14 protein-coding genes are annotated in these 15,196 nt (G+C 57.8%); 9 read left to right on the top strand and 5 right to left on the bottom strand.

The annotated features are described in order from the left end of the window. Positions 1-32 precede the first annotated feature (32 nt). Genes hldE through QRN24_RS10030 form a run of 3 tightly spaced genes read right to left on the bottom strand, consistent with a single transcriptional unit; the run spans position 33 to position 5,681 of the window. Positions 33-1,463, bottom strand: coding sequence for a bifunctional D-glycero-beta-D-manno-heptose-7-phosphate kinase/D-glycero-beta-D-manno-heptose 1-phosphate adenylyltransferase HldE (hldE, locus tag QRN24_RS10040; protein WP_020883633.1), 1,431 nt, complete (start codon positions 1,461-1,463; stop codon positions 33-35). 40 nt (positions 1,464-1,503) lie between these two features. Next, positions 1,504-4,362: a bifunctional [glutamate--ammonia ligase]-adenylyl-L-tyrosine phosphorylase/[glutamate--ammonia-ligase] adenylyltransferase gene (gene glnE, locus QRN24_RS10035; RefSeq protein ID WP_284942733.1), complete on the bottom strand. Its 2,859-nt coding sequence runs from the start codon at positions 4,360-4,362 to the stop codon at positions 1,504-1,506. Positions 4,363-4,379: 17 nt separating this feature from the next. Next, on the bottom strand, positions 4,380-5,681 hold the full coding sequence (locus QRN24_RS10030; protein WP_284942675.1) for a CYTH domain-containing protein: 1,302 nt from the start codon (positions 5,679-5,681) through the stop codon (positions 4,380-4,382). Positions 5,682-5,910: 229 nt separating this feature from the next. On the opposite strand from QRN24_RS10030, the gene QRN24_RS10025 reads away from it, so the two are divergent. Beyond that, complete coding sequence (locus QRN24_RS10025; RefSeq protein WP_025203004.1) at positions 5,911-6,531, top strand: TIGR04211 family SH3 domain-containing protein; 621 nt, start codon at positions 5,911-5,913, stop codon at positions 6,529-6,531. A gap of 61 nt (positions 6,532-6,592) precedes the next feature. Continuing rightward, entirely contained in the window at positions 6,593-7,834 is a 1,242-nt protein-coding gene (locus QRN24_RS10020; RefSeq protein ID WP_020883630.1) for a multifunctional CCA addition/repair protein, read from the top strand. 10 nt (positions 7,835-7,844) lie between these two features. Here QRN24_RS10020 and bacA read toward each other — a convergent pair whose 3' ends face one another. Beyond that, on the bottom strand, positions 7,845-8,666 hold the full coding sequence (bacA, locus tag QRN24_RS10015; protein WP_014171656.1) for an undecaprenyl-diphosphate phosphatase: 822 nt from the start codon (positions 8,664-8,666) through the stop codon (positions 7,845-7,847). A 107-nt stretch (positions 8,667-8,773) separates the two neighbouring features. After that, the gene (gene folB / locus QRN24_RS10010; protein WP_047743677.1) at positions 8,774-9,142 is read right to left on the bottom strand and encodes a bifunctional dihydroneopterin aldolase/7,8-dihydroneopterin epimerase; all 369 of its coding nucleotides are present in this window, start codon (positions 9,140-9,142) and stop codon (positions 8,774-8,776) included. Between the two features lie 107 nt (positions 9,143-9,249). Between folB and plsY the strand changes: the two genes are divergently transcribed. The 7 genes from plsY to ureE all read left to right on the top strand — a co-directional run bounded on the left by plsY (position 9,250) and on the right by ureE (position 15,193). Next, positions 9,250-9,864 carry a glycerol-3-phosphate 1-O-acyltransferase PlsY gene (gene plsY, locus QRN24_RS10005; RefSeq protein WP_049023326.1) on the top strand — a complete coding sequence of 205 codons (615 nt, stop codon included), beginning with the start codon at positions 9,250-9,252 and terminating at the stop codon, positions 9,862-9,864. A gap of 92 nt (positions 9,865-9,956) precedes the next feature. Beyond that, positions 9,957-11,423, top strand: coding sequence for an MFS transporter (locus tag QRN24_RS10000; protein ID WP_032678984.1), 1,467 nt, complete (start codon positions 9,957-9,959; stop codon positions 11,421-11,423). A 116-nt stretch (positions 11,424-11,539) separates the two neighbouring features. After that, positions 11,540-12,367: an urease accessory protein UreD gene (locus QRN24_RS09995; protein ID WP_047743679.1), complete on the top strand. Its 828-nt coding sequence runs from the start codon at positions 11,540-11,542 to the stop codon at positions 12,365-12,367. A 10-nt stretch (positions 12,368-12,377) separates the two neighbouring features. Next, positions 12,378-12,680: an urease subunit gamma gene (locus QRN24_RS09990; RefSeq protein WP_003862556.1), complete on the top strand. Its 303-nt coding sequence runs from the start codon at positions 12,378-12,380 to the stop codon at positions 12,678-12,680. A 10-nt stretch (positions 12,681-12,690) separates the two neighbouring features. Next, on the top strand, positions 12,691-13,005 hold the full coding sequence (locus tag QRN24_RS09985) for an urease subunit beta (RefSeq protein WP_020883624.1): 315 nt from the start codon (positions 12,691-12,693) through the stop codon (positions 13,003-13,005). Beyond that, complete coding sequence (gene ureC / locus QRN24_RS09980) at positions 12,998-14,701, top strand: urease subunit alpha (RefSeq protein WP_047956113.1); 1,704 nt, start codon at positions 12,998-13,000, stop codon at positions 14,699-14,701. Before QRN24_RS09985 ends, ureC begins: the two co-directional genes overlap by 8 nt. A gap of 9 nt (positions 14,702-14,710) precedes the next feature. Then, positions 14,711-15,193: an urease accessory protein UreE gene (ureE, locus tag QRN24_RS09975; RefSeq protein ID WP_063925600.1), complete on the top strand. Its 483-nt coding sequence runs from the start codon at positions 14,711-14,713 to the stop codon at positions 15,191-15,193. Positions 15,194-15,196 lie beyond the last annotated feature (3 nt).

The following is a 15,196-nucleotide window of genomic DNA, read 5'->3' as shown; positions in this document are numbered from 1 at the left end:
GGGCCAGATGGCCCGTTTTTTATTGGCTGACTTTATTTGCTGTCTTTCTGGATCTTCTTGATGATGTTGGTGGTTGAGCACCCATCCTCAAAGTTGAGCACCATCACTTCACCGCCATTAGCCCAGACCTCTTCGCTGCCTGCGATTTGATCCGGTTTGTAATCGCCGCCTTTCACCAGCAGATCCGGCAAAATACCGGCAATCAGGCGCTGCGGGGTATCTTCTTCAAACGACACCACCCAGTCCACCGCTTCCAGCGCACCCAGCACGATCATGCGCTGCTCCAGCGGGTTCACCGGACGCGTTTCACCTTTAAGACGTTTCGTCGACGCATCGCTGTTCACCGCCACAATCAGACGGTCGCCCAGCTTACGCGCATTGGCCAGATAAGAGACATGACCGGCATGCAGGATGTCGAACACGCCGTTGGTCATCACCACTTTTTCACCGCGTTTACGGGCGGCGGCAACGGCCACTTTCAGCTCATCTTCGCTCATCACGCCAAAACCGGTATCGGCACGACCGCGCACCGCGTTTTCCAGTTCGATCGGCGAAACGGTGGAAGTCCCCAGCTTGCCGACGACCACGCCTGCTGCCGCATTAGCGAAGTAGCACGCTTCTTCCAGAGAGTTCCCTGCCGCCAGCGTCGCCGCCAGAACGCCAATGACCGTGTCGCCGGCACCGGTCACGTCATACACTTCCTGCGCCTGGGTCGGCATATGCAGCGGCGCTTTGCCAGGCTGCAGCAGCGTCATCCCCTGCTCGGAGCGGGTCACCAGCAGCGCGGAGAGTTCGAAGTCAGCAATGATCTTCATGCCGCGCTCAACGAGCTCTTCTTCCGTCTTACATTTGCCCGCCACCGCTTCAAACTCAGAGAGGTTTGGCGTCAGCAGCGTTGCGCCGCGATAGCGCTCAAAGTCAGTACCTTTCGGGTCAATCAGCACGGGCACATTGGCTTTACGCGCGAGCTGAATCATCTGCTGTACGCTTGCCAGCGCACCTTTGGCGTAGTCGGACAGCACCAGCGCGCCGATAGTGCTCAGCGCCTGGTTAATGCGCTCGTGCAGCGGCTCAGGATCAACGCCCTCAAAGCCTTCCTCGAAGTCGAGGCGGATCAGCTGCTGGTTACGCGACAGAACGCGCAGTTTGGTGATCGTCGGGTGTGTCGGAACTGAAACGAAGTCGCACTTCACGTTCACGTCCGCCAGCGACTTGCTCAGCGCACGCGCCGCATCGTCAATGCCGGTTAAGCCAACCAGACGCGACTGCGCGCCCAAAGAGGCAATGTTCATCGCCACGTTTGCCGCGCCGCCAGGACGCTCTTCAATGGTGTCGACCTTAACTACCGGTACCGGTGCTTCCGGAGAGATGCGGCTGGTCGGCCCGTACCAGTAGCGATCCAGCATGACATCCCCTACAACCATAACTCCAGCACGTTCAAACTCTGGCAGTGTTACTTTCATTCCTGACTCCAGAAAGATTCACAATTTGCGCGCGATAATATCACACTTGTTTTGTTACGCACGGTTCCACCAGCCACTTCTGCCAGCTGGCGGTGACCTGCGCGCGTTCAGTGGCGAAACAGTCCAGCGCGACGTGACCAGGCTGCTCCTGTAAAGCCAGGTGGTGCAGCTCGTCGCGCAGCGTGGTGTAGGCGCGCGTTAAGGCCTGCGCCTCCTGCTCATCCATAATGTCGTTTTGCGCCAGCAGTTCCAGAATACGCACATTATCAGACCAGCGGGTCAGCTTCGGTTTAGCGTGCGCATGGCGTAGCACCAGATATTGCGTAATAAATTCAATATCGGTAATGCCGCCCTCATCCGCTTTAATATCAAAGCGATCGCGATGCTTATTGCCCAGGTGCGCGCGCATTTTCTCGCGCATCTCACGCACGTCGGTCTGCAGCGTGCTGCCGTCACGCGTGGTTGTCATAATCTCCCGACGAATGGCATCAAACTGCGTTTTCAACGACGGATCGCCGTACACCACGCGGGCACGCACCAGTGCCTGATGTTCCCACGTCCAGGCTTCATTCTTCTGGTACTCAGCGAAGGACTCCGTCGAGGTCACCAGCATGCCGGCCGCGCCGGAAGGACGCAGACGCGCATCCACTTCATATAAAATGCCAGATGACGTGCGGGTGCTGAACAGATGCATAATGCGCTGGGCCAGACGCAGGTAGAACTGACGCCCGTCGATTTCACGCTCGCCATCGGTCATGACGTCTGCCGGGCAGTCATGCAGGAAGATTAAATCGAGATCCGAGCTGTACCCCAGTTCCCATCCGCCGAGCTTACCGTAACCCACAACGGCAAAACCGCGGCCTTCGCGGTCAGCAAGGTGTTTCGGCTGGCCGTAGCGCGCCACCATCTGAATCCATGCCTGATGCACCACCGCATCAATGATCGCTTCTGCAAGCCAGGTTAAGTGATCGCTCACTTTCATCACTGGCAGCGTTCCGGCGATATCTGCCGCCGCCACGCGCAGCATTTGCGCCTGCTTAAACTGACGCAGCGCCTCCAGCTGTTGCTCTTCGTCCTCTTCCGGTACGCGCAGCAGATACTGACGCAGCTCGTCACGGTAGGCGTCCGTTGCCGTCGGCTGGTAGAGCGTATTGGGATCGAGCAACTCATCCAGCAGCAGCGGATACCGCGCCAGCTTGTTGGCCACCATCGGCGAAGCGGCGCAAAGCGTAATCAGATGCTTGAGCGCGCCCGGGAACTCGCTCAGCAACTCAAGATAGGTCGTACGGGTGATGATCCCGCTCAGCAGCGGCATCATGCGCGACAGCGGGACCGGCGCATCCGCACGCGAGCAGACGTTGCTCAGCAGGTGCGGCATCAGATGATCCAGCACCTGACGACCGCGCGGACCAATGGCCCGTTTATTCAGTTCGAGACGGAAATCAGCAATTAACGCCACCACACGATGGCGATCGTCGTCGCTCAGGTGCGCCAGCACCGGCGTGGTGTCATCTTCCTGCAGCGCGTCCTGCCACAATTCGCGCCAGTGTTCAGAGAGCGAATCGTCCTGCGATTCACTTTCATCGTCACCAATCAGCGCGTTAAAGACACGGCGCACGCCGGCCATATGCGCATCCAGTTGCCCGGTCAACGTTGACCAGTCGTCGACGTGCATCCCCCAGGCCAGCCGCGCCCGGTTCAGGTCATCGCCTGGCAAAGTCTGGGTCTGCTCGTCATTGATGCTTTGCAGCAGGTTTTCCAGGCGGCGCAGGAACAGATAGGCCTCACGCAGGATCTGCGCGTCGCCTTCCGGCAGCAGATGCAGTTGCTCTATGGCTGACAGCGTCGGCAGCAGCGAACGGGATTGCAGTGAAGGCTCACGTCCGCCGCGGATCAGCTGGAAGACCTGAACGATAAATTCGATTTCGCGAATGCCGCCCGCGCCGAGCTTGATGTTGTCCTTCAGACCCCGGCGACGCACTTCACGGGCGATCATTCCTTTCATGTTGCGCAGCGACTGAATAACGCTGAAGTCGATATAGCGACGGAACACGAACGGGCGCAGCATGGCGCGCAGCTCGTTGGCGTAGGCATCGTCGCTGTCTCCCATGATCCGCGCTTTGACCATCGCGTAACGCTCCCAGTCGCGCCCCTGCTCCTGGTAATAATCTTCCAGTGCCGCAAAGCTCAGCACCAGCGGACCGCTGTCGCCAAACGGGCGCAGGCGCATATCCACGCGATAGACAAAACCATCCTGGGTAGGTTGATCCAGCGCTTTAATCAGACGTTGCCCGAGACGGGTAAAGAACTGCGCATTGTCCAGTTCACGGCGGCCCCCGCGTGTGGAGCCGTTCTCCGGCCAGGCAAAAATCAGGTCGATATCCGAGGAGAAATTCAGTTCGCAGCCCCCGAGCTTGCCCATGCCCAGAATCAATAGTGGCTGAGGAACCCCATCCTCATTGCACGGCGTGCCCCACTCTTTACAGCAGGCGGCATAGAGCCAGTCCCGTGCGGCAACAATCAGCGTCTGTGCCAGCTCGCTCAGCTGCTGCAGGGTACTTTCTTCGCTGACCAGCTCCAGCGCCTGAGCCCAGGCAATACGCACCATCACCCGGCGGCGGAACTGGCGCAGGACGCGCATCAGTGTCGCTTCATCCGCGACCTCTTCAAGTGCGGTTTGCAACCAGCCCGCATAATGCCGCCACTCGTCTGCCTGCGGCGGGGTGCTCTCAAGCGCCTCCAGCCAGTCCGGGTAAGCGGTGATACTTTCCTGCACAAAATCACTGAAGGTGAGCACGCTCCTGGCCTGCTCGCTTAACGATGACGCCGGTAATGACTCAGGCAGACGTTCGCAAACGGTCTGCCACTGCTGCTGTAACTGCGAAGAAAGCGGCATTATAGGGTTCCTTGCCAGAGTTAACGTTTTCCGCTGTGCAGCCAGAACGGCTCCTGCGAAATGGCTTCATTGCGGAAATGCTCAATCTCAATGTGCTGACGGGTTTCGATAGCATGTTTCAGCCCCTGCCAGTTCTCCAGCCAGGCCTGCGCTTTAGGGCCGTCATAGGCACCCGACAGCAGCAGCATGCTGTCGATATTGCGCGACAGGCGGATCAGCTGATCGCCATACTGGTCTCCCAGCGGATACGCAAAGGTGGTTTTAAGCTCCGCCGCGTGGCGTGAAAGATGGATATCCGCGAAACGTTTGAAGTTATCTTCAATTTTGGCCTGCGCTTTTGCATCCAGGAAGGCACGCCAGCTGCGCGTCACCAAAAACTCGGTCAGCGCCAGCCTGGCGGCGGCGTTTTGCGGGCTATAGAGCGCCGTTTGCGCGGATACGTCAGAGAGCAGCAGCGCTTCGGTCTGGGTCAGCAGGTCACGTAAGTGAGCGCTCGCTTTGCGAGGTACGATGCCGCCGAACAGCGCCAGGGTATGACGCACAAGACTCATCGCCGCTAACACGTGCGCTTTTGCGTTTTTCACATTACGCACCCAGAGCTCTTCATGATAAAGCCACTGTGAGAGCGCCAGTTCCAGCGCCGCCTCCATGCCCTGCTCAACGTTGGCTTTCGGTGGCACGTGCAAAATAGTCGTCTCTTTCAGCAGGCGTGGCGCATTCCCGGCGGCCAGATGATACCCCCGCGCCGCTTTGCTCAGGCTGCCCTGACGCAGGCCCGGCTGGCTTACCAGCTTACGCGCCAGCTTCAGTACGTCCTGGACTTCACCCTCCAGCAGTTCAAGCTCCAGCTCGCAAATCGGCTCCTGAAGCTCACCCGCTTTTACCTCACCCCGATCGAGGGCGATTTCAATGCGGCTTTTCCCTTCCGTTACCAGCCATTTTTCACGCCAGAAATCGGTGCTAAACAGCGGTTTCACCTCGGCGGATAAGGTTTCTGGCAGCACGCCGTCCGGCCAGACTTCTGCCGGGAAACGATCCAGCTCAAGTTCTGGCTGATTGATGTCGATATTGTATTCCGGGCGCTGATGCAAACCGCCGACCACGCGGCCAGCGATTTTCATCGTCATCTCGTAGCGCCCGTTCGCGCCACGGATGCGCAGTCCCATATCATGGCGGCGCAGCCAGTTGTCTGGCGTTTCGTAATAAATATTAAGCAGTTGTACCGGTTCATGGTGTTCGCCGGAAAGGATCTGCAGATGCTGACGGAGTGCGTCAACGCTGTCTTTTTCGACGATAAATTTTAATTCGATTTCTTGAGCCATAGCCTTGTACTTTTGCAGGCGTCACAGACGCGTCAATGAGGGCGAACTTCCTCGCCATTTGTTTGTCAGTACATAGTATTTTGCGCCAAATTGCCACGCAATGAGCAATTTGACGGGCGTAAATGTTTAGGGTCGTGACACAGATGATTCTGATTGCTGACGAATGCTTTGCGTAGAGACACTGTTGCCACTACTATCGTTCCACTATTTATGAAAATAACGACTAATGATGCTTAAATTACGCCTGATTGGACTTACTTTCCTCGCTTTTAGCGCCGCAACCGCCGTGCACGCTGAAGAGAAGCGTTACGTTTCTGACGAACTGAACACCTGGGTACGCAGTGGCCCTGGAGATAATTATCGCCTCGTGGGTACGGTCAATGCCGGCGAGGAAGTGACGCTGTTACAGACCAACGCGGAGACCAATTATGGTCAGGTTCGCGACAGTACCGGCCGCACGTCCTGGATCCCACTGAAAGAGCTGAGCGCGGTGCCAAGCCTGCGCACCCGCGTGCCGGATCTGGAAAATCAGGTGAAAACGCTGACCGACAAGCTGAACAATATCGACGGTACCTGGAACCAGCGTACCGCGGAAATGCAGCAGAAAGTGGCCCAGAGCGACAGCGTGATTAACGGTCTGAAAGACGAGAATCAGAAACTGAAAAACGAGCTGATTGTCGCGCAGAAGAAGGTGAACGCCGCCAATCTGCAACTTGATGACAAACAACGTACCATCATCATGCAGTGGTTTATGTACGGTGGCGGTGTGCTGGGCGTTGGCCTGGTGCTGGGTCTGGTGCTTCCTCACCTGATCCCAAGCCGTAAGCGTAAAGACCGCTGGATGAACTAATTCGTCTTCTCTGCCAGACTTACGTATTATCTTGCGAAAAGAGAAAACGGGAGTACAGGGCGTGAAGAGTTATCTGGTCGGTGGTGCGGTACGTGATGCGTTGTTAGGTCTGCCGGTCAAAGATAAAGACTGGGTGGTGGTGGGAGCCACACCTGAAGAGATGCTTAACGCGGGCTACCAGCAGGTAGGCCGCGATTTTCCTGTGTTTCTGCACCCGCAAAGCCGTGAGGAGTACGCCCTTGCGCGTACCGAACGGAAATCTGGTTCGGGTTATACCGGCTTCACCTGCTATGCCGCACCGGACGTCACGCTGGAGCAAGATCTCCTGCGCCGCGATCTCACCATCAACGCGCTGGCGCAGGACGAAGACGGCCAGATCATTGACGCGTATGGCGGTCAGGACGATCTGCGTAATCGACTGCTGCGTCACGTCTCCCCGGCGTTTTCTGAAGATCCGCTCCGCGTGCTGCGCGTGGCGCGCTTTGCGGCGCGTTACGCGCATCTGAGCTTCCGCATTGCCGATGAGACCCTGGCACTGATGACCGCCATGACCGAGGCGGGCGAACTGGCCCACCTCACGCCAGAGCGCGTCTGGAAAGAGACGGAAAACGCCCTTACTACCCGCAACCCGCAGGTCTTTTTCCAGGTGCTGCGTGACTGTGGCGCACTGAAAGTGCTGTTCCCGGAAATTGACGCGCTGTTCGGCGTGCCCGCCCCGGCGAAATGGCACCCGGAAATCGATACCGGCGTGCATACCCTGATGACCCTGAGTATGGCTGCCATGCTCAGCCCCGAGGTGGATGTGCGTTTTTCAACGTTGTGTCACGATCTCGGCAAAGGATTAACGCCAAAAGCCATGTGGCCGCGCCACCATGGCCACGGTCCTGCCGGGGTGAAGCTGGTCGAAGGGCTTTGCCAGCGCCTGCGGGTACCCAACGAGATCCGCGATCTCGCCAGACTGGTGGCGGAATTTCACGACCTGATCCACACCTTCCCGATCCTCAAACCGGCCACCATCGTTAAGCTGTTTGATAACATCGACGCATGGCGCAAACCCCAGCGCGTCGAGCAGATCGCGTTGACCAGCGAAGCCGACGTACGTGGCCGCACCGGTTTTGAAGCCTGCGATTATCCGCAGGGGCGGCTGTTACGCGCAGCGTGGGAAGTGGCAAAAGCGGTACCGACTAAAGCGGTTGTCGAGGCGGGCTTCAAGGGACCGGAAATCCGGGAAGAGCTGACGAAACGTCGAATTCAGGCGGTGACAGACTGGAAGGAAAAGCATTGCCCTCAGCCTAAAGACTGAGGGCCGTCGGTCAGAAGAAGACCACGTAAACCGCAGCCGCCACGATAAAGCGATAGATCGCGAACGGAATAAACGAGATACGCTTAATCAACTGCAGGAAGGTTTTGATGGCGATCAGCGCCACGATAAAGGCGGTGACAAAGCCCACGGCGAACATCGGAATGTCACCCGTGGTGAGGAAGCCAATGCTTTTATAGACGTCGAGTGCGGTCGCGCCCATCATCATCGGCACCGCCAGCAGGAACGAGAACTCCGACGCAGCATAACGGCTAACGCCCATCAGCATCCCGCCAGAGATGGTCGCGCCTGAGCGTGAAAAGCCCGGCCACAGCGCCAGACACTGGAAACAACCGATGATAAACGCCTGACGGTAGGTCATGTCATCCAGACCTTCCGCGCGTGGCGTTTTCGGCTTCAGCAGTTCTGCCGCGATCAGCAGGAAACCGCCGACAACCAGCGCATACATGACGTTAATCGGGTTAAACAGCGATTTAATGGTGTCGTGGAAAACCAGGCCCAGAACCACTGCCGGAACCATGCCAAGCAGAATATGGATAAGCGTCAGGCGACCTTTGCTTTCACCCTCACGCTGAGGAAGACGGCCAAAGTGGATACCGATAAGCCCGAACAGACGACGCCAGAACATTACAACGACCGCCAGAATAGACCCCAACTGAATGACAACTTCAAACGTCTTTGCGGTATCGCCTTCAAAGCCCAGCAGATGGCCAACGATAATCATATGGCCCGTACTGGAAACCGGCAAAAACTCCGTCAATCCTTCGACCACACCCAGTATTGCCGCCACCAGCAGCGAGTGCATATCGCTCATCTATAAACCCCTAAAAAGATATAAAAAAAACGGTGTCCCACGCGGACAACCGTGAAAGATACAGCTTTAAGACCGGTATAACCTAAAATGGTTTAGCTATTATGACGTTAAATCTTCCCTTTCAGATTTGTGCCACGCTCAATGATCACGCCGACGTTAGCGGCACGCGCCACGGCGCCCGGTTTGCTCAACTTGATGCGTACCCACGGTGCGTTGAACTTGCTCAGCAGCAGCTCAGCCACCTCTTCTGCCACACGCTCCACCAGCGCAAAACGTTGCCCTTCGACGTGGCCCACGACCGTTTCACTGATATCGGCGTAGCTCAGACAGTCATTCACGTCGTCGCTTTTTGCTGACTTGAGGTTATCCCAGCCCATTTCGATATCGAACACGAGTTTCTGTTCAATGGTCTGTTCCCAGTCGTAAACACCAATAGTGGTGATTACCGAAAGTTGCTCTATAAATACAATATCCATCACGACCTGCCTGCTTTTTGGCTAAACCGGATACCACTTCCGGCGAATTATGCGTATTATCCACAGATGCTGAGAATACAGATACATTTTCAAAACGGAACAGCGTTATGAGTGCAATCGCGCCTGGAATGATCCTCCTCGCCTACCTTTGCGGCTCAATCTCCAGCGCCATTCTGGTCTGCCGCATTGCCGGGTTACCTGACCCGCGCGAAAGTGGTTCCGGGAATCCGGGGGCGACCAATGTACTACGAATTGGCGGCAAGGGAGCAGCCGTAGCGGTATTGATTTTTGATGTTCTGAAAGGAATGTTACCCGTCTGGGGAGCGTATGCGCTGGGCGTAACGCCGTTCTGGCTGGGGCTCATTGCTATCGCCGCCTGTGTCGGCCATATATGGCCTGTATTCTTTGGTTTTAAAGGCGGTAAAGGCGTCGCCACCGCCTTTGGTGCTATTGCCCCAATCGGCTGGGACTTAACCGGCGTGATGGCCGGCACCTGGCTACTGACCATTCTTCTGAGCGGTTACTCATCACTGGGCGCCATCGTCAGCGCGCTGATCGCGCCATTCTATGTCTGGTGGTTCAAACCGCAGTTTACCTTCCCGGTGTCGATGCTCTCCTGCCTCATCCTGCTGCGTCATCACGATAATATTCAGCGCCTGTGGCGTCGCCAGGAGACCAAAATCTGGTCGAAGCTCAGGAGAAAGAAAAAAGACGCCCCGTAAGGGGTTAGTTATGCCTTATAACCAAATGTGATTTTGGTCACCCTCTGCCTGTGGTAACTGTTAATGACACAACACAACCACACAAAAAGAAAATGGCAGACATTACAGACACAACTCCCCTTTCAACGGCAGGACATTCGCCTGATGGCGACATCAAGTGGGTACGTAACGCCTCTGACGTTTCACGTCTGGTCAACGACGGTTCTCAGGGTCGGGCCAACGCCCGCATCGTAGTCGGTATCGCGCTGGGCGGTATTTTCCTCGATGCGTACGACCTTGGTGCGCTGGCGTTCGGCATCAAAGACATCACCCGCGAATTTAATCTCACCCCTGCCGGTACCGGCATGGTGGCCTCGGCCATTACCTTTGGTGCGATTGTCGGGGCGCTACTGGGTGGCTATCTCACGGACAAGATCGGACGCTACCGCGTCTTTATGGCCGACATGCTGTTCTTCGTGGTAGCGGCCATCGCCTGTGCACTGGCACCCAACGAATATGCGCTGGCGGGCGCACGCTTTGTGATGGGCCTCGGCGTGGGGATCGATCTGCCGGTGGCGATGGCGTTTCTTAGCGAGTTCGCCAGGCTCAAAGGCCCCGGAAACAAGGCCTCCAGCGTGGCAATGTGGTGCCCAACCTGGTATGCCGCAATCAGCATCTCTTACCTGTTGGTGTTATTCTTCTACGCCGTACTGCCAGAAAGTCACAGCGACTGGCTGTGGCGCTTAATCCTGGGGTTTGGCGCGGTGCCTGCGCTGGTGATTATCGCCATTCGTAGCCGCTACATGAGCGAGTCCCCGGTCTGGGCGGCGAATCAGGGCAACCTGAAAGAGGCGGCCGCTATCTTGCGGCAATCGTATAACATCAACGCCCACGTGCCGCAGGATGCGCTTAACCAACCGGCACCGGTGGTCAACAAGGCGAAGTGGGCAAACTATCTGCACCTGTTCCGTGGCGTCTATTTGCGACGTACCACGCTCGCTACCCTGCTCTCGGTGGTGTCGTCTTTCGCCTATAACGCCGTCGCATTTGGTCTGCCGGTCATTATCTCCAGCTTCTTTGTGCAGTCGATGCTGACCACTATTCTGATCTCGCTGGTGCTAAACCTGCTGTTTGCCTTCGTCGGCGGATTGCTGGCGGTGCGCTATGTTCCGCGCTTCGGCGCGTGGCGGATGTCACTGGCGGGCTACGCCTGTCAGCTTGTTGCTCTGCTGGGGCTGGCGCTGATTGGTCGTCCGGAAGGCGTATCGGAAGGCGTTATCGCCGTCGCGATGCTGGCGCTGTTCCTGTTCGGTCAGGGATTTGGGCCCGGTGCCCATACCATGACGTTTGCGTCCCTGAGTTATCCCACCTCTCTGCGCGGCGTGGGCGTGGGCCTTAACCAGACGCTAATGCGCAGCAGTTCTACGCTCTCCCTGTTTCTGTTCCCGCTGCTGGTGGCCTCTCTTGATACCGCCGTGTTCTGGGTGATCGCCCTGGCACCGTTTATCGGGCTGGCTTCGCTGCTGGCGATCCGCTGGGAGCCGTCCGGCTATGATGTGGATGCAGAAGATTATCGATAACCTTCTCAACCGGCTCCTTGAGCCGGTTTTTTTATCCATAAGCGACTCATATGACAGCCTTCATTTCTGCCAGGGCATACTGAAACGTCTCCCGATGATGAGCAGATGGATGCAGCATGTTAGCAGCTCAGGTCACTGATAATTCTTACAAAGGCTGGCAGGCATCGCTTGCCCTGCAGTTTTGTTACACCCCTGAGAAAACCCTCCTGCACGCTGCTCATCACATCGGGCCCCTCACCGTACAGCGGCCTTTTTATCCCGAAGCCGACACCTGCCACCTCTATTTGCTGCACCCGCCAGGCGGGATAGTCGGCGGCGATACGCTGGATATTTCGGTGCATCTGGACGCGAAAAGCCATGCGCTGATCACCATGCCCGGCGCGAGCAAGTTCTATCGCAGCAGCGGTCCGCAGGCCTGTCTCAATCAGCACTTCTGGCTCGATGATGAGGCTACGCTGGAGTGGCTGCCGCAGGACACCATTATCTTTCCCGGTGCGAATGCCGCCCTGCGTTCCGTTTTTCATCTGAAGGCCTCCAGTACGCTGCTGGCGTGGGAGCTGTACTGTCTGGGTCGCCCGGTGATCGGCGAAACCTTCAGCCACGGCACGCTGGAAAGCCGCCTTGAGATCTGGGTCGACGATGAGCCACGGCTGATTGAACGTCAGCACCTCAGCAATGGCGATCTCACGCCCGTTGCAGGTCTCCCGTGGGTCGGCACGCTGCTGTTCTTTCCGGCCAGGGAAGCGCACCTCGAAACGGTGCGCGAACTGCTGACGCCGCTGAGCCATTTTGCCGGGGCAACGCTCACAGACGATCTGCTGTCGGTGCGTTTTCTCTCCCACGACAACCTGATTTGCCAGCGGGTGATGCGCGATATCTGGCAGTCGCTTCGCCCGCTTTTAACCCCCAAAACCGCCTGTTCGCCGCGTATCTGGCAGACATAAGAGAAACGTTATGGAACTGACCCCCAGAGAAAAAGACAAGCTGTTGCTGTTTACCGCTGCGCTGGTTGCCGAACGCCGCCTTGCGCGCGGGGTAAAACTGAATTACCCGGAATCAGTCGCGCTGATCAGCGCGTTTATTATGGAAGGCGCCCGCGATGGCGAAACCGTCGCCTCACTGATGGAAGCGGGCCGTCACGTCCTGACGCGCGACCAGGTGATGGAAGGCGTACCGGAGATGATCCCCGACATTCAGGTGGAAGCGACGTTCCCGGACGGATCAAAGCTCGTCACCGTCCATAACCCGATCGTATAAGGAGCGCGTGATGATCCCAGGCGAATACCAGATCCAATCCGGAAACATTGCGATCAACGTTGGGCGAGACACGCAAAACGTGATCGTCGAAAACCATGGCGACAGGCCGATCCAGGTGGGATCGCACTACCATTTTTATGAGATTAACCCGGCGCTGAAATTCGACCGGGAAGCCACCAAAGGCTATCGGCTGAATATTCCGGCAGGCACCGCCGTGCGTTTCGAACCCGGACAGAAGCGCGAGGTGACGCTGGTTCAGGTCAGCGGCGCGCAGCGTATTTTCGGCTTTCGCGGCGAGGTGATGGGAGAGGTGAAAAATGGCTGAAATTTCACGCCAGGCCTACGCCGATATGTTCGGCCCCACCACTGGCGATAAAGTGCGTCTGGCCGACAGCGAGCTGTGGATAGAAGTGGAAAACGATCTCACCGTCTACGGCGAAGAGGTCAAATTCGGCGGCGGAAAGGTGATCCGCGACGGTATGGGCCAGGGGCAGATGACATCCGACGGCTGCGTGGATCTGGTGCTGACCAACGCGCTGATTATCGATCACTGGGGGATCGTTAAAGCCGATATTGGCGTAAAAAACGGACGGATCTTTGCCGTGGGTAAAGCCGGCAACCCGGATATACAGCCCGGGGTCACGATCCCGATTGGCGCAGCGACAGAAGTGATCGCCGCCGAGGGGAAAATTGTCACCGCCGGCGGGATCGACACGCACATCCACTGGATCTGCCCGCAGCAGGCGGAAGAGGCGCTGGTCTCTGGCGTCACCACCATGATTGGCGGGGGCACGGGCCCTGCGGCAGGCACCAACGCCACGACCTGTACGCCGGGGCCCTGGTATATCGCGCGGATGTTGCAGGCGGCCGATACACTACCGGTGAATATCGGCCTGCTTGGCAAAGGTAACGGTTCCAACCCTGATGCCCTGCGCGAGCAGATCGCAGCGGGTGCCATCGGGCTGAAGATCCACGAAGATTGGGGCGCGACGCCGGCCGCCATCAACTGCTCACTGGCGGTGGCGGAGGAGATGGATATTCAGGTGGCGCTGCACAGCGACACGCTGAACGAATCCGGGTTTGTTGAGGACACGCTGGCGGCTATCGGCGGACGGACCATTCACACCTTCCATACGGAAGGGGCGGGCGGCGGACATGCACCGGATATTATTACTGCCTGCGCGCACCCTAATATTCTGCCCTCCTCCACTAACCCGACGCTGCCCTACACGGTGAATACCATCGACGAGCATCTCGACATGCTGATGGTGTGTCACCACCTCGACCCGGATATCGCCGAGGACGTCGCCTTTGCTGAATCACGCATTCGCCGGGAGACCATCGCTGCGGAAGATGTCCTTCACGATATCGGAGCCTTCTCGCTGACCTCGTCCGATTCCCAGGCAATGGGTCGCGTCGGCGAAGTGATTATTCGTACCTGGCAGGTGGCGCACCGTATGAAGGTTCAGCGCGGCGCACTGCCGGAAGAGACCGGGAACAACGATAACTACCGCGTGAAACGCTATATCGCCAAATACACCATTAACCCGGCGCTGACCCACGGGATTGCTCATGAAGTGGGCTCGATTGAGGCCGGGAAACTGGCGGATTTAGTGGTCTGGTCCCCCGCGTTCTTTGGCGTCAAACCCGCCACCATTGTGAAAGGCGGGATGATCGCCTGCGCGCCGATGGGGGATATCAACGCCTCTATCCCAACGCCGCAACCAGTCCATTACCGTCCGATGTTTGGCACGCTGGGTGCCGCACGCCATGCGACACGGCTGACGTTTGTCTCCCAGGCTGCCGATGCGAAGGGCATTTCGCACCAGCTCAGCCTGCAGAGCGGCATAGCCGTCGTAAAAGGCTGCCGCACGGTGAAAAAGGCCGACATGATCCACAACAGCCTGCAGCCCAACATCACCGTTGACGCGCAAACTTACGAGGTTCGCGTTGATGGCGAGCTCATTACCAGCGAGCCGGCAGACGTTCTGCCGATGGCCCAACGCTATTTCCTGTTTTAAGGAGTAACGATGATCTACCTGACCCAACGCCTTGACCATGCCCATCCGATAACCGCCAGCGTCACGCTGCCGATTGATGTCCGGGTGAAAAGCCGTGCCCGCGTGGCGCTGAATGACGGCCGCGAAGCCGGGCTGATGCTGCCGCGCGGCCTGCTGCTGCGCGGGGGGGATCTACTGACCACTGACGACGGCAGCGAGGTGATCGAGGTGATCGCCGCACCGGAATCGGTCTCCGTGGTGCGCTGCGACGATCCGTTCCTGCTCGCCCGCGCCTGCTACCACCTCGGCAACCGCCACGTGCCGCTGCAGATCATGCCCGGCGAGCTGCGCTATCACCACGATCATGTGCTCGATGACATGCTGCGCCAGTTCGGGCTCGAGGTGACATTTGCCACCCTCCCGTTTGAACCGGAAGCAGGGGCGTATACCAGCGATGCCCACAGCCATAGCCATAGTCATAGTCATAGTCACTCTCACGCTCATTCACATTAAGGA

This window comes from Enterobacter sp. MEB024 (genome assembly GCF_030209635.1).
Classification (GTDB): Bacteria; Pseudomonadota; Gammaproteobacteria; order Enterobacterales; family Enterobacteriaceae; genus Enterobacter; species Enterobacter ludwigii.
The sequence above is the reverse complement of the archived record's forward strand: the minus strand, read 5'-3'. Positions and strand labels throughout refer to the sequence as shown.

Bases quoted from the DNA above. Each gene is read 5' to 3' on its own strand.
- hldE (WP_020883633.1), bottom strand. From the start codon at position 1,463: ATGAAAGTAACACTGCCAGAGTTTGAACGTGCTGGAGTTATGGTTGTA.
- QRN24_RS10030 (WP_284942675.1), bottom strand. From the start codon at position 5,681: ATGGCTCAAGAAATCGAATTAAAATTTATCGTCGAAAAAGACAGCGTT.
- QRN24_RS10025 (WP_025203004.1), top strand. From the start codon at position 5,911: ATGCTTAAATTACGCCTGATTGGACTTACTTTCCTCGCTTTTAGCGCC.
- bacA (WP_014171656.1), bottom strand. From the start codon at position 8,666: ATGAGCGATATGCACTCGCTGCTGGTGGCGGCAATACTGGGTGTGGTC.
- folB (WP_047743677.1), bottom strand. From the start codon at position 9,142: ATGGATATTGTATTTATAGAGCAACTTTCGGTAATCACCACTATTGGT.
- plsY (WP_049023326.1), top strand. From the start codon at position 9,250: ATGAGTGCAATCGCGCCTGGAATGATCCTCCTCGCCTACCTTTGCGGC.
- QRN24_RS10000 (WP_032678984.1), top strand. From the start codon at position 9,957: ATGGCAGACATTACAGACACAACTCCCCTTTCAACGGCAGGACATTCG.
- QRN24_RS09995 (WP_047743679.1), top strand. From the start codon at position 11,540: ATGTTAGCAGCTCAGGTCACTGATAATTCTTACAAAGGCTGGCAGGCA.
- QRN24_RS09990 (WP_003862556.1), top strand. From the start codon at position 12,378: ATGGAACTGACCCCCAGAGAAAAAGACAAGCTGTTGCTGTTTACCGCT.
- QRN24_RS09985 (WP_020883624.1), top strand. From the start codon at position 12,691: ATGATCCCAGGCGAATACCAGATCCAATCCGGAAACATTGCGATCAAC.
- ureC (WP_047956113.1), top strand. From the start codon at position 12,998: ATGGCTGAAATTTCACGCCAGGCCTACGCCGATATGTTCGGCCCCACC.
- ureE (WP_063925600.1), top strand. From the start codon at position 14,711: ATGATCTACCTGACCCAACGCCTTGACCATGCCCATCCGATAACCGCC.